The following is a 12590-nucleotide window of genomic DNA, read 5'->3' on the forward strand; positions in this document are numbered from 1 at the left end:
CGCGATAATTAACCAATATGCAGTACCGATACAGGAAAGATGCGTTTTATGACTGACAACGCTTTGCCAAAAGGCCGCAAGCGCTCCATCTGGATGCCGTTACTGGTCCTGATTACACTTGCCGCGTGTGCTACCGCAGGTTACAGCTACTGGCGTATGCAGCAGCAACCTGCTGCCGCGCAGGCGAAGGCACCAGAGCCACCGCCAGCACCGGTATTTTACGCACTCGACACTTTCACCGTTAACCTCGGTGATGCTGACCGCGTCTTGTATATCGGTGTCACATTGCGCCTGAAAGATGAAGCCACGCGTCAACGTTTGAGTGAATTCCTGCCAGAAGTACGTAGCCGCCTACTGCTGCTGTTTTCCCGCCAGGATAGTGCAGCCCTTGCGACTGATGAAGGTAAACAGAAACTGGTTGAAGCGATAAAGAATACGCTGGCACCGCCTCTGGTCGCCGGACAACCTCAACAGGCAGTCAGCGACGTGCTGTATACCGCCTTTATTTTGCGGTAATCCCATGGGCGACAGCATTCTTTCTCAGGCCGAAATTGACGCACTGTTAAATGGCGACAGTGACAACTCTGACGAACCCAAGACCAGTGTCGTTAATGAAACCGACATTCGTCCTTATGACCCCAATACCCAACGTCGTGTGGTGCGCGAGCGCTTACAGGCACTGGAAATTATTAACGAGCGTTTTGCTCGTCAATTCCGTATGGGGTTATTTAACCTGTTACGTCGTAGCCCGGACATTACCGTCGGGGCTATTCGCATTCAGCCGTACCACGAGTTTGCCCGTAACTTGCCCGTGCCTACCAACCTCAACTTGATGCATCTGAAACCGCTGCGCGGCACTGGTTTGTTCGTGTTCTCTCCAAGCCTTGTGTTTATCGCCGTGGACAACCTGTTTGGCGGCGACGGACGTTTCCCAACTAAAGTTGAAGGCCGGGAGTTTACCCATACCGAGCAGCGCGTGATTAACCGCATGTTGAAACTGGCGCTGGAATCTTATAGCGATGCGTGGAAAGCCATTTATCCACTGGAAGTGGAGTATGTGCGCTCTGAAATGCAGGTGAAATTCACCAACATCACAACGTCCCCTAACGACATCGTGGTGAATACGCCATTCCATGTGGAAATCGGCAACCTGACCGGCGAGTTCAATATCTGCCTGCCGTTTAGCATGATTGAACCTTTGCGCGAACTGCTGGTGAATCCGCCGCTGGAAAATTCCCGTCAGGAAGACCAAAGCTGGCGCGATACGTTGGTTCGCCAGGTTCAGCATTCTGAGCTTGAGCTAATTGCCAATTTCGCGGATATCCCGCTTCGCCTGTCGCAAATTTTAAAATTGAAACCTGGTGACGTGCTGCCGATTGATAAACCGGACAGAATTCTGGCGCACGTTGACGGTGTTCCGGTACTGACTAGTCAGTACGGTACGCTTAACGGCCAGTACGCTCTGCGCGTCGAACATTTGATCAACCCGATACTGAATTCGCTGAACGAGGAACAGCCCAAATGAGTGATATTAATCAACCGTCCGACGATAATGCAGACTCCGTGGACGATCTGTGGGCTGACGCGTTAAACGAACAGAAAGTTTCCACCAACAAAAGCACCGCAGACAGCGTATTCCGTGCGCTTGAAGGCAATGACATAGCGGGCGCGATGCAAGACATCGACCTGATTATGGACATCCCCGTCAAATTGACTGTGGAACTGGGCCGCACCCGTATGACTATCAAAGAGCTACTGCGTTTATCGCAAGGTTCCGTGGTAGCGCTGGATGGCTTAGCAGGTGAGCCGCTGGATATTTTGATCAACGGCTATCTGATTGCTCAGGGCGAAGTCGTGGTCGTGGCCGATAAATACGGTGTCCGTATCACCGACATTATCACGCCATCTGAGCGCATGCGTCGTTTGAGCCGCTAATGCCATGAAAACCCAGGCAACTGTTCAGTCACAACCTACTGCCAGCACCGGTTCTCCGTTGGTGCAAGTGAGCGGCGCGTTAACGGCGATTATCATTTTTATTTTACTCGCGGCCTGGGTGGCAAAACGCTTTGGCTTTACGCCGAAAACCGGCTCCAGCAAAGAGATGAAAGTCAGCGCCAGTTGTAGCGTTGGCCCGCGTGAACGTGTGGTGATTGTCGATGTGCAAGATGCGCGTCTGGTGCTCGGCGTTACTGCCGGGCAAATCACTCATTTGCACACGCTCCCCGCAGCCCTGGTGAGCGAAACGGTGTCACCAGCAGCCCCTGCTGACTTCCAGAGTCTGATGAAAAATCTGCTAAAACGTAACGGGAAAGATTGATGAAACGTTGGCTCCCCTTCTCGTTGCTCGGCTTGTTGTTAGTTATGCCAGCCGCTTTTGCCCAACTACCCGGCCTCATCAGCCAGCCGATGTCTAACGGCGGCCAAAGCTGGACGCTTCCGGTTCAGACGCTGGTCTTTATTACTTCGCTGACATTTTTACCGGCAATTCTACTGATGATGACAAGCTTCACACGCATCATCATTGTTTTCGGCCTGCTGCGTAGTGCATTAGGCACACCGTCTGCACCACCCAACCAGGTTCTATTGGGGCTTGCGCTGTTTCTGACCTTTTTCATTATGGCCCCGGTATTCGACAAAATTTATACCGACGCGTACCAGCCATTTAGTGAAAACAAAATCCAGATGGATGAGGCTCTGGAGCGGGGTTCTAAGCCGCTACGTGAGTTCATGTTGCGTCAAACCCGTGAAGCGGATCTGGCGCTGTTCGCACGTCTGGCAGATACCCCTCCGCTGGAAGGGCCTGAAGTGGTTCCGATGCGCATATTGTTACCGGCATACGTGACCAGCGAGTTGAAAACCGCTTTCCAGATTGGCTTTACCGTCTTTATTCCGTTTTTGATTATCGATCTTGTTATTGCAAGCGTACTGATGGCGTTGGGGATGATGATGGTGCCACCGGCAACTATCGCCCTGCCCTTTAAGTTAATGCTGTTTGTGTTAGTGGATGGCTGGCAATTGTTAGTCGGTTCACTTGCGCAAAGTTTCTATAGTTAGAGGGAAAAAGATGACTCCTGAGTCGGTCATGATGATGGGCACCGAAGCGATGAAAGTGGCTTTGGCGCTCGCAGCCCCGTTATTGATGGTGGCACTGGTGACGGGTCTTGTGATCAGTATGCTGCAGGCCGCAACCCAGATAAACGAAATGACACTGTCGTTTATCCCGAAAATTCTCGCGGTGTTCGTTACTATTATCGTTGCAGGGCCGTGGATGCTTAATCTGCTGCTGGATTATATGCGCACGCTGCTGACGAACATCCCGATGAACATTGGATGATTCACATTGATAGCGGGCAGTGGCTCACGTTATTAAGTATGGGGTTCTGGCCATTTATTCGTATTCTGGCCCTGATCTCAACGGCACCGATTCTCAGTGAACGCGCGATTTCAAAGAAGGTAAAAATTGGCCTCGCGTTGATGATTACCTGGATAGTTGCTCCGACGCTTCCGGCAACTGAGGTCACCATTTTCTCGGCAGCCGGATTCTGGCTCGCAGCACAGCAAATTCTGATTGGTACTGCGCTTGGCTTCACCATGCAGTTTGCCTTTGCCGCCATTCGTACCGCAGGTGAGATAATCGGCCTGCAGATGGGGCTCTCATTCGCGACCTTCTTTGACCCTGGTAGCCGCCTGAACATGCCAGTGCTTGCCCGTTTTATGGACATGCTGGCGATGCTACTTTTTTTAGTGTTTAACGGCCATTTATGGCTGATATCGATGCTGGTCGATACTTTTCACACTCTGCCAATCGGTGGTAATCCGATTAACAGCAATGCGTTTATGGCACTGACCCGAGCAGGCGGCCTGATCTTCATCAATGGCTTAATGCTGGCTCTCCCGCTCATCACTTTATTGCTCACGTTAAATATTGCATTGGGTCTGCTCAACCGTATGTCACCGCAGCTTTCTGTGTTTGTTATCGGTTTTCCGTTGACACTGGCTGTGGGCATGTTGGTGATGACAGCATTAATTCCCTTAATGGCTCCCTTCGCTGAACACTTATTTAGTGAAGTATTTAATTTACTCTCAGATATTGTGAGTGAAATTCCCGCAAATTAATCCCCAGGTTTTGTAGCGTCTTACTGAGGATATTCCTAAAAGCTTTCTTGAATAACATCCACCAGGATATAACTGGCGCGGCTTATATGCTTTTAGCTATCTCACATAATGTAACATTCACTTTACTTTGAGAGCATTCTTAACAAATTATACATAACTTTACTAGATAGTTGTAACCGAAATAATTCGAGCTCAATGGCGGTGGTAAGGGAATAAGTCCCGATGAACTTACATCAGGAAGTGATTCTGGCAAGTAACCGCAGCCAACAAAGATGCAGTTTGAAATATGTAGGTTAGTACGCCTAAAAATACTTAATTACGGGTGGGGGGTGTTATGTCAACGATCATTATGGACTTATGCAGTTATACCCGGTTGGGGTTAACAGGTTATTTAACCAGCCGTGGCATCCGAAAACGACAGATGACCAACGTGGAGACGATTGAGGATTTAGCATACGCTTGCGAATCCCAGACACCCAATGTGGTGTTTATTAATGAGGACTGTTTTATCCATGATGCTCAAAGCAGTGAGCGTATTAAGCAGATCATTAATCAGCATCCCAGTACTTTATTTCTGGTCTTTATGGCAATTGCTAATATTCATTTCGATGAATATCTTTTGGTGCGTAGCAATCTACTAATCAGTTCAAAATCTATAAAACCAGAGTCACTGGACGAAATACTTTCAGAATATCTGGCAAAAAATGCCCACTGCATCGGGCATATTAATTTACCCACGTTATCATTAAGCCGAACCGAGTCCAGTATGCTTAAAATGTGGATGTCTGGACAAGGCACGATTCAAATATCCGACCAGATGAATATCAAAGCAAAAACGGTCTCATCGCACAAAGGAAATATCAAACGCAAGATAAAGACACATAATAAGCAAGTGATTTATCATGTGGTGCGCCTGACCGATAATGTCACCAATGGAATATTCGTAAATTTGCGTTAATTCGACCAGGATGGTTTTAGGGTGGATTAGCGCAAGCGATATCCACCGCAAATATATTATTCAGCGCGCTCGACAAAAACGCCATCCGGGTGCCCCAGTTCGTTAAAAAACCAGATTCCCAACGGATACTCTTCGAGCGACACGAGGTACATCGTCCCCTCGCTAAATTGCTCGACAGCTAATACCACACCAGGCCGACGCGGGCCGCCATCGGTTTTGACTGTCACGCGATCGTTGATATTCATAACAAAAATCTCCAGGTTTCTTTGTGCCAGTGTAGATCAAAAACGACTCATTCGCATCGGATGATATGCAAGGTTATGCATTTTGTTAAGCGTCTATACTTAAACTCGGGTACAGCCTGGAGGACGACTGCATGAAGACCGCGAAAGAGCTCAATGAAACCACACGTATCGATGTCGATGCGCTATTGGCGGCCATCAATGAGATTAGCGAAAGTGAAGTGACGCGTGCGAGTGATGATCCGTATCGAGTCAGTATCGATGGGCGCACATGGCATACTTACTCCGAATTAGCGGAAGCCTTCGAACTGGATATACACGATTTTAGTGTTAATGAAGTGAACCGCTGAATTCCCTGAAATAATTCGAGTTGCACAAAGGCGGCAATTGAGTGCCCCCCGATGAGCTTACATAGGTAAGTGAATCAGGTGTGTGAAAGTAGCCAGCACATCAGCAACTTGAAGTATGGAGGGGATAAAAGAATCCCGGCAGGAAAGCCGGGATGAAACTTGCGTTAGCAAGAAGCACTTGAAAATTCGTTACATCAGGAAATCTGACGTGCATCCACAATACATCAGATTTATTTCAAAACAATGAATGATTCATTCTATGAATATTCAATTTTTCGCAATGACTTATCTAAAACAAGCCGGAGTTCCTTATTCTTTGCGGTTGTCAGCACTAATATTGTTACTCACTAATGATTAGGTACCGAATTTAATTGAGATTTATCCTAATCAACCTGGCCCTTAACATTGGAATTTCAGGAGAAGTACCATGCCGAATCTGCACGATCCGTTATTAATCATTTCAGATCTTGATGGCACGTTACTGGAACATCATTCCTACCGTTGGGAGGCCGCAAGTCCATGGATTAACATTTTGCGCCAAAACGAGATCCCACTGATTTTGTGCAGTGCGAAAAGTGCTGCGGAAATCATTGAGTGGCAAAATGAGTTTTCATTAACAGGACAGGCGTTTATTGCAGAAAACGGGGCGGTTATTCAGCTAGATTCTCGCTGGAGTGACAGTGACGATTACCCTCGTCTGATGACGGGTATCCGCCATGAAGAGCTGTTTTCTGTTCTGGATAAGTTACGGCAGAAATTTGGCTTTAAATTTACCTGCTTTGCCGATGTTGATGAGAATACCCTTTGTGAGTTAACTGGCCTTACACGCAAACAGGCAGGTCTTGCAAAGCTCAGTGAAGCATCAGAAACCTTAATATGGCGTGATAGCGAAGAAATGCTCGCCGCATTTAACAATCAGCTGGCAACTCTCGGTTTAATGATGCTGCAAGGCGGGCGGTTTTGGCATGTATTAGATGTTCAGGCAGGCAAAGATAAGGCGCTACACTGGCTTCAGGAACAGTTTCAGCAACGCGAAGGGAAAACCCACATCACAATAGGGCTGGGAGACAGTCCGAGTGATGCGTTACTGCTTGATAGCGTCGATTACGCCGTGGTTGTCAAAGGCTACAGCCGCCAGACTATGACGCTGCAACGGGACGACCCAAAGCGCGTGTACCACACTCAGCACTATGGTCCAGAAGGGTGGAAAGAAGGTCTGGATCATTTCATCACCGCTGAGTAATCGATTTAATCGTGATTACACACCTGATTACGCCCCCTCTGCTTCGCTTTATACAGGCGATGGTCGGCGTATGTCTGGAGACGTTCGAAATCGTAATCGCTAAACTCGGAGGCACTACTGACACCAAACGATGCACTAATTCTTACTGTATTGCCCTGCTTTAACAGTAATTCTTTATTATTAATACGTACTCTAATGCGTTCAGCTACTTTTGTTGCTTCTTCAAGCGAGGTATCAGGCAGTACGATACAAAACTCCTCACCACCTACTCGTCCGGCAATATCTCCCGTACGAAACGCATCACTGAGCATCGCCGCCGCATGGATAAGCACTTTGTCACCACTACTATGGCCAAACCTGTCGTTTATGCTTTTGAAGAGATCAAGGTCCATCTGAATAACCGAGAACGGTAAGCCCTGCTGCTCACACTCTTGCGACAATTTACGCGCCATTTCGAAGAAAGCACCACGATTGTACAACCGGGTAAGCGTGTCGTAATTAGCACGCCAGGAGAGCGTCTGTTGGAGGCTAAACATATTAGTGACCAGGTGGCGAATCACAATCCACGACGCAAACAGCATGAGTGTGAACAACAACCACAGCACGCTCAGTACAATACTAATACGACCAAATTCACCCTGAACTCCTTCCTCCAGCGTGTGAACCTTTATCAGCAGGCCATCAAAGTTACTCAGCTTAGCCCAGGTGATAAAACGGCTATCCATGCGAATTTCACCCTGGGCCCCCTGTTTGGCTGAGGTCACCACGTTGGCGATTTGCGCCAGTTGCGGGGCCGTAAACAACGAATGTGTCGGCAACTCCCCCAAAGAACTTGCTATCGGATTAATTTCGTTATCGTAGAGCAAGACGGTACCTTCATGATCGTCATACTTTGCTTGCTGCAGAAAACTATGTAGCGAGTTGATTGGGTAATCGAGAGCCAGCACACCATACCAGCGGCCATTAAAATCCAGTGGTACTGAAGCGGTAACAATCTGACCCGACGTCGTGTCAGGGTTAAACGTGTGCGTCCACTTCAAAGCGCGTTGCGGGTTATTTTGCTGCGACTGTGAGGAAAAATAGGGCCGGGCAATCAAGCGGTAATAGAGCGAGACAATACCAGGATCATTAGCAGGTGGCGTATTGGTCAAAAAGAACCCGCTGCGCGATGCATAGAACATGCGCTGAGGCATTGTTCCAGAACGGTCTGATAAGCGCATGATGTAGCTTAATTCCAGCGCCGAACTCAACTCTGAATGAAGCGTTTTTTCATCACGGTCTAGTAATGGGCTTTCATGGACAAATTCATCAGACACACCGCTCATCGGCAAACTGCGGTTTAAATCGAGCCGTAATTGCCAAAAAGGTTGGCTACGCAAGGTATCAAAATCGGCCAGCGATTTACGGGTTCTGTCCGTGGATATGGGTGATTGCAGCGCATAGAGCATCGCATTGCGATAAAACAGCAGATTGTCGATGCTGTGCTGAAGCTGTCTATCAAGCAAGGTGGCAACGCTATCAAGACTATTGCGCTGGTTGGCGACATAAGCCCCTTCGAGTACCACAACTTCTCGCCATGTCAGGACGGTGGAGAACAAAAATACAAATATAAAACAAAGGTTAACGACCTTCTGCGGATTTTTAAAACGGCTGATCACGCGTTGTATTGCATTGCCAAACACTGACACTCTCCCTGAAACCGCAATCATCTAAAAATCTGTCAATTGTGCCGTAACCATGACTTTCCCATGGCATAGGTCGGTTCTTATAAGTAGAGAATACATGACCACTCAGGACTATTACTAAGGGTAAATATATTCATGGATATTATATTACCCTCAAAACGAAAGGTATTCAGGAAATAAAAATGCCCCGTCAATTCAATGACAGGGCATTTTAAGCTTATCCTTGCGAGCTGCCCCCTGTTACCAGTGGGGTCAGGTCATCCTCTCGGAAGGCCTCGCGCTTTACACCAAAACCATCATACCAACGACACTCCACCATCCCGCTGGAAAACCCGGTAACAATCATCCTTGGGCCACCATTCTTAGGCTGGACTTCATCGCTGACCACAAAGACCATAACTGCCTCCTGTATCAGGGGTGAAAACTTCTACAGTTATAGACAATGACCTACGGTTTTGCCTGGCAACCCGCACAAATTTACGCAAAAAGTTAGTGAACTGTGCGCCCACGCAGACGGTTTATGCCATTAACCACTGCCAACACAATGGCGCCGATGATAAAACCGATAATCAGGTTTGCTACTGTTGGGCCGAGTAAATGAACCACGCCACCCATTTTTTGAGCCCAGTTTTCAATAGCATGATGAAGAACCGGAATACCGTGGACCAGAATGCCACCGCCGACCAAAAACATCGCAAGCGTGCCGACAACCGACAGGAATTTCATCAACCATGGTGCCAGCACTAATAAACCTTTGCCGATCCCACGCGCGATAAGCGACGTTTTCTCGACCAGCCAAAAGCCGAGATCGTCGAGCTTAACGATAATTCCCACCAGGCCATACACGCCGACCGTCACGACCAGCGCTATCCCCGATAGCACCAATACCTGGTTGAGCAAGGGCGCATCGGCGACAATGCCTAACGTAATCGCCACGATTTCAGCAGAGAGAATAAAATCAGTACGAATCGCGCCTTTTACTTTGTCTTTTTCGTAAACCAGCGGATCTTGCGCGGCAATATCATCTAACCGCTTCTGGCGCTCTTCCGGTGTTTCCTTGTGCTTACGAGCCTGAAGCGTGTGAACGACCTTTTCAACGCCTTCATAACACAGGAATGCGCCGCCAATCATTAACAGCGGCGTGATGGCCCATGGTGCAAAAGCGCTAATAATAAGAGCCAGAGGAACGAGGATCAGTTTATTAATGGCCGAACCCTTCGCGACTTGCCACACCACTGGCAACTCACGGTTTGCCCGCACTCCTGAAACTTGTTGTGCATTAAGTGATAGATCGTCTCCCAATACCCCGGCAGTTTTCTTCGCTGCCAGTTTCCCCATCATCGAGATATCGTCCAGCAACGTGGCGATATCATCCAGCAAAGTTAGTAAGCTACTTCCAGCCAAAATGAGCATCCTTTTTTGTTTGTCTACTCAATAGTATGGAACAAAAGCTGGCTGGCGAATATTAAACTCATCTGTCAATAAAAATTAACATTCCACAAACAAGTAAAATCCTCGCCAGAAAGATAGTTTTGACGTTAACTATTAGCTCTATTAGCGTTAGTTACCCTAAATAATTCGAGTGGTAGGCAGGGTATAGAGAGGAAACATGCGCGTTCGTTCTGGTCAGTTATTGCCGCTGGTTGCAGCATTATTTGCGTTGTACATCATCTGGGGTTCCACCTATTTTGCTATCGCCGTAGGCGTAAAAAGCTGGCCACCATTTATGATGGCTGGTGTGCGATTTATGGTGGCCGGCGTGTTGTTGATGAGCGTTTTATTACTCCGGGGCCATAAATTACCCGCAATGCGCCCAATGCTTAATGCCGCGTTAATTGGCGTATTATTACTTGCTGTTGGCAATGGCTTCGTGACCGTCGCAGAACATCAACATGTTCCGTCTGGTATTGCTGCTGTCATGGTTGCAACGGTTCCGCTCTTTACTTTGTGCTTTAGCCGCCTGTTCGGCATTCAAACCCGCAAATTAGAATGGCTCGGAATCGCCATTGGCCTTGCTGGCATCGTGCTACTGAATAGTGGTGGCAACCTGAGTGGCAATCCCTGGGGCGCGCTGTTAATTCTGATTGGCTCTTTGAGCTGGGCGTTTGGTTCGGTTTACGGGTCGCGTATTGAATTACCCGTCGGTTTGATGGCTGGTGCGGTAGAAATGCTCGCGGCGGGAATGGTCCTTCTGGCCGCATCGGCGTTAACGGGCGAACGCCTGGTTGCAATGCCTACACCGGCAGGCTTTATGGCGGTGGCTTATCTTTCACTATTTGGTTCGATTATTGCGATCAGTGCTTATATGTACCTTATTCGTAATGTTGCACCTGCGGTAGCGACCAGCTATGCCTACGTCAACCCAGTCGTGGCGGTGCTTTTGGGTACAGGTTTTGCTGGAGAAAGTTTATCCCCAATAGAATGGTTGGCATTAGGTGTAATTATCTTTGCAGTAGTGCTGGTTACACTTGGGAAATATCTCCTGCCCCCAAAGCCGGTAGTTATCCCATGTGAAGTAGAGAAGTAATCAACTCATGGGTGGCATTTGCCACCCGCTATTTGTGATGGCATGAATACCCTTCCCATCAATTTGGGCAAAATTTTCCCCGCTACAGACCCACTCTTCAAGCCGTTCGCAAAGCGCGCTATCGCTAAGTTTTTCACGCCCACGTAATGAGCATTCCCATACCAGAAGTACCCGCCAGCCATCGTTCAATAAAAGTTGTATGTCTCGCTTATCGCGCAGCACATTTTTACCTATTTTCTCGAGCCAGAACTCGGTGCGGGTTGCCGGAACCTTGAACAGATAACAGTCGTGGTGATGCCAGAAACAGCCATGCGCAAAAATAACGCAGCGATACTCATCAATGACGAAATCCGGACGGCCAGCAAGCAAGGCATCCTGCACGCGGAATGCAAACCCGCATTCGTTCAATAAGCCTGACAAGCGTTTTTCAATAGCGGTGTCACGCGTCGCAATGGCGCGCATATTTTTACTGCGAATCGCCTTACTATGCACATCAACCATCAGCGGCTCTCTTAATCATTAATACACCCAATCCAATATTAGCAACAACCACATAACATACGTTATAAAAAATTAATAACCCTGCCCGGAATAATTAAAAATAATCTAATAGTGAAATGACTCCTGCTGCGAAAAATAAATATCGAAGGATTTAATTGTGTATACTTTTGGACATTCTGCGACAGTGATTATTCTCCTAACATCATGTATCAACTAAAAATACATCAATTTCTGTTCATCATTTAGCCATTATTGAAATAATTTCAACTTTGATCTGTCGAATTAAAGTGGCAATCTATATTCAGCAACACCCATTATGAAGAACAAAAGGTTAAGTTGTTAACATCAGTGGCATTATTTTGTTGGCATGTAAAAGCTCTTCATTATATCAAATATTCTAATTAACTTTTTACGCCCGAACTGGGCTTGTTTAAGACGATAACATGAAGCTATACAAAGCATTATTCATCCCAACTTTGTTGTTGAGTGGCGTATTCAACACATGGGCAGGAGAAGCGGAAAATAATATTACTCAGGATTATATGGCCCGCTGGAATGAAGCCATGGATGGACAAGCCATCCCCAGTTCCCAGGCCGCAATCCTTGATGCTGATATTGTGAAGAGTTGCAAAACTGTAGCGCCGAAGACTTATCGCAGTGCAATGATCAATTTGTGGCAACATAAAACCGGCACGAAAATGACAGAGACGGCATTTCTGTCCGAAGATTTACAGCTATTTGACCGCCTGGCGGCAATATCCTGTATTGAAGGTGCGAGCTATGAACATAAAGGAAATGGCGAGCTGTTAGTTAACACGCTGGGTGCGCAGCTTCTGGAGATGGATGTTAAAGATGGCAATGATGCTTTCGAGCAAATAAAAACGATGGAATTCCAGACTGGCATCATAACCGCCAGATATGGGGTTAGCATTGAGAAAAAAAGATCAAATAATATTAATTAAGCTTTG

At 47.4% G+C, this 12590-nt stretch carries 17 protein-coding genes; 12 read left to right on the forward strand and 5 right to left on the reverse strand.

Annotation, left to right across the window (positions count from 1 at the left end; translation table 11 throughout):
• Positions 1-48: 48 nt before the first annotated feature.
• The 8 genes from fliL to rcsA all read left to right on the forward strand — a co-directional run bounded on the left by fliL (position 49) and on the right by rcsA (position 5074).
• Positions 49-516: a flagellar basal body-associated protein FliL gene (gene fliL / locus IX31_RS11415; RefSeq protein WP_034460010.1), complete on the forward strand. Its 468-nt coding sequence runs from the start codon at positions 49-51 to the stop codon at positions 514-516.
• Between the two features lie 4 nt (positions 517-520).
• Complete coding sequence (gene fliM / locus IX31_RS11420) at positions 521-1525, forward strand: flagellar motor switch protein FliM (protein ID WP_034458217.1); 1005 nt, start codon at positions 521-523, stop codon at positions 1523-1525.
• A complete protein-coding gene (gene fliN / locus IX31_RS11425) occupies positions 1522-1935 on the forward strand; it encodes a flagellar motor switch protein FliN (protein WP_034458219.1) in 414 nt (137 codons plus the stop codon). Before fliM ends, fliN begins: the two co-directional genes overlap by 4 nt.
• Before the next feature lie 4 nt (positions 1936-1939).
• The gene (gene fliO, locus IX31_RS11430) at positions 1940-2317 is read left to right on the forward strand and encodes a flagellar biosynthetic protein FliO (RefSeq protein ID WP_034458221.1); all 378 of its coding nucleotides are present in this window, start codon (positions 1940-1942) and stop codon (positions 2315-2317) included.
• Positions 2317-3054, forward strand: coding sequence for a flagellar type III secretion system pore protein FliP (gene fliP / locus IX31_RS11435; protein ID WP_034458223.1), 738 nt, complete (start codon positions 2317-2319; stop codon positions 3052-3054). Before fliO ends, fliP begins: the two co-directional genes overlap by 1 nt.
• Before the next feature lie 10 nt (positions 3055-3064).
• Positions 3065-3334 carry a flagellar biosynthesis protein FliQ gene (fliQ, locus tag IX31_RS11440; protein WP_034458225.1) on the forward strand — a complete coding sequence of 90 codons (270 nt, stop codon included), beginning with the start codon at positions 3065-3067 and terminating at the stop codon, positions 3332-3334.
• Complete coding sequence (gene fliR, locus IX31_RS11445; protein WP_034458227.1) at positions 3331-4116, forward strand: flagellar biosynthetic protein FliR; 786 nt, start codon at positions 3331-3333, stop codon at positions 4114-4116. Before fliQ ends, fliR begins: the two co-directional genes overlap by 4 nt.
• Positions 4117-4450: 334 nt before the next feature.
• Positions 4451-5074 carry a transcriptional regulator RcsA gene (rcsA, locus tag IX31_RS11450; protein ID WP_034458229.1) on the forward strand — a complete coding sequence of 208 codons (624 nt, stop codon included), beginning with the start codon at positions 4451-4453 and terminating at the stop codon, positions 5072-5074.
• A gap of 56 nt (positions 5075-5130) precedes the next feature.
• On the opposite strand, the gene dsrB is transcribed toward rcsA, so the two are convergent.
• Complete coding sequence (gene dsrB, locus IX31_RS11455; RefSeq protein ID WP_034458231.1) at positions 5131-5319, reverse strand: protein DsrB; 189 nt, start codon at positions 5317-5319, stop codon at positions 5131-5133.
• Positions 5320-5450: 131 nt separating this feature from the next.
• Here dsrB and yodD point away from each other — a divergent pair, with 131 nt between their 5' ends.
• On the forward strand, positions 5451-5666 hold the full coding sequence (gene yodD, locus IX31_RS11460) for a YodD family peroxide/acid resistance protein (RefSeq protein WP_034458233.1): 216 nt from the start codon (positions 5451-5453) through the stop codon (positions 5664-5666).
• A 427-nt stretch (positions 5667-6093) separates the two neighbouring features.
• Positions 6094-6909 (forward strand): mannosyl-3-phosphoglycerate phosphatase-related protein, encoded by an 816-nt coding sequence (locus tag IX31_RS11465; RefSeq protein ID WP_034458235.1) that lies wholly within the window; start codon positions 6094-6096, stop codon positions 6907-6909.
• Between the two features lie 5 nt (positions 6910-6914).
• Here the strand turns inward: IX31_RS11465 and dgcQ are convergent, their stop codons facing one another.
• The 3 genes from dgcQ to IX31_RS11480 all read right to left on the reverse strand — a co-directional run bounded on the left by dgcQ (position 6915) and on the right by IX31_RS11480 (position 9998).
• Positions 6915-8591, reverse strand: a complete 1677-nt coding sequence (dgcQ, locus tag IX31_RS11470; protein WP_034458237.1) for a cellulose biosynthesis regulator diguanylate cyclase DgcQ — start codon at positions 8589-8591, stop codon at positions 6915-6917.
• Between the two features lie 220 nt (positions 8592-8811).
• Positions 8812-8991 carry a YodC family protein gene (locus tag IX31_RS11475; protein WP_034458239.1) on the reverse strand — a complete coding sequence of 60 codons (180 nt, stop codon included), beginning with the start codon at positions 8989-8991 and terminating at the stop codon, positions 8812-8814.
• 92 nt (positions 8992-9083) lie between these two features.
• On the reverse strand, positions 9084-9998 hold the full coding sequence (locus tag IX31_RS11480) for a DUF808 domain-containing protein (RefSeq protein WP_034458242.1): 915 nt from the start codon (positions 9996-9998) through the stop codon (positions 9084-9086).
• Positions 9999-10203: 205 nt separating this feature from the next.
• On the opposite strand from IX31_RS11480, the gene yedA reads away from it, so the two are divergent.
• Positions 10204-11121 (forward strand): drug/metabolite exporter YedA, encoded by a 918-nt coding sequence (yedA, locus tag IX31_RS11485; protein WP_034458245.1) that lies wholly within the window; start codon positions 10204-10206, stop codon positions 11119-11121.
• Here the strand turns inward: yedA and IX31_RS11490 are convergent, their stop codons facing one another.
• The gene (locus IX31_RS11490; protein ID WP_034458247.1) at positions 11122-11622 is read right to left on the reverse strand and encodes a very short patch repair endonuclease; all 501 of its coding nucleotides are present in this window, start codon (positions 11620-11622) and stop codon (positions 11122-11124) included.
• A 443-nt stretch (positions 11623-12065) separates the two neighbouring features.
• Here IX31_RS11490 and IX31_RS11495 point away from each other — a divergent pair, with 443 nt between their 5' ends.
• Positions 12066-12584 (forward strand): hypothetical protein, encoded by a 519-nt coding sequence (locus tag IX31_RS11495; protein WP_034458249.1) that lies wholly within the window; start codon positions 12066-12068, stop codon positions 12582-12584.
• Positions 12585-12590 lie beyond the last annotated feature (6 nt).

The organism is Buttiauxella noackiae (genome assembly GCF_000737905.1).
Taxonomy (GTDB): Bacteria; Pseudomonadota; Gammaproteobacteria; order Enterobacterales; family Enterobacteriaceae; genus Buttiauxella; species Buttiauxella noackiae.

Bases quoted from the DNA above. Each gene is read 5' to 3' on its own strand.
- fliL (WP_034460010.1), top strand. From the start codon at position 49: ATGACTGACAACGCTTTGCCAAAAGGCCGCAAGCGCTCCATCTGGATG.
- fliM (WP_034458217.1), top strand. From the start codon at position 521: ATGGGCGACAGCATTCTTTCTCAGGCCGAAATTGACGCACTGTTAAAT.
- fliN (WP_034458219.1), top strand. From the start codon at position 1,522: ATGAGTGATATTAATCAACCGTCCGACGATAATGCAGACTCCGTGGAC.
- fliO (WP_034458221.1), top strand. From the start codon at position 1,940: ATGAAAACCCAGGCAACTGTTCAGTCACAACCTACTGCCAGCACCGGT.
- fliP (WP_034458223.1), top strand. From the start codon at position 2,317: ATGAAACGTTGGCTCCCCTTCTCGTTGCTCGGCTTGTTGTTAGTTATG.
- fliQ (WP_034458225.1), top strand. From the start codon at position 3,065: ATGACTCCTGAGTCGGTCATGATGATGGGCACCGAAGCGATGAAAGTG.
- fliR (WP_034458227.1), top strand. From the start codon at position 3,331: ATGATTCACATTGATAGCGGGCAGTGGCTCACGTTATTAAGTATGGGG.
- rcsA (WP_034458229.1), top strand. From the start codon at position 4,451: ATGTCAACGATCATTATGGACTTATGCAGTTATACCCGGTTGGGGTTA.
- dsrB (WP_034458231.1), bottom strand. From the start codon at position 5,319: ATGAATATCAACGATCGCGTGACAGTCAAAACCGATGGCGGCCCGCGT.
- yodD (WP_034458233.1), top strand. From the start codon at position 5,451: ATGAAGACCGCGAAAGAGCTCAATGAAACCACACGTATCGATGTCGAT.
- IX31_RS11465 (WP_034458235.1), top strand. From the start codon at position 6,094: ATGCCGAATCTGCACGATCCGTTATTAATCATTTCAGATCTTGATGGC.
- IX31_RS11475 (WP_034458239.1), bottom strand. From the start codon at position 8,991: ATGGTCTTTGTGGTCAGCGATGAAGTCCAGCCTAAGAATGGTGGCCCA.
- yedA (WP_034458245.1), top strand. From the start codon at position 10,204: ATGCGCGTTCGTTCTGGTCAGTTATTGCCGCTGGTTGCAGCATTATTT.
- IX31_RS11490 (WP_034458247.1), bottom strand. From the start codon at position 11,622: ATGGTTGATGTGCATAGTAAGGCGATTCGCAGTAAAAATATGCGCGCC.
- IX31_RS11495 (WP_034458249.1), top strand. From the start codon at position 12,066: ATGAAGCTATACAAAGCATTATTCATCCCAACTTTGTTGTTGAGTGGC.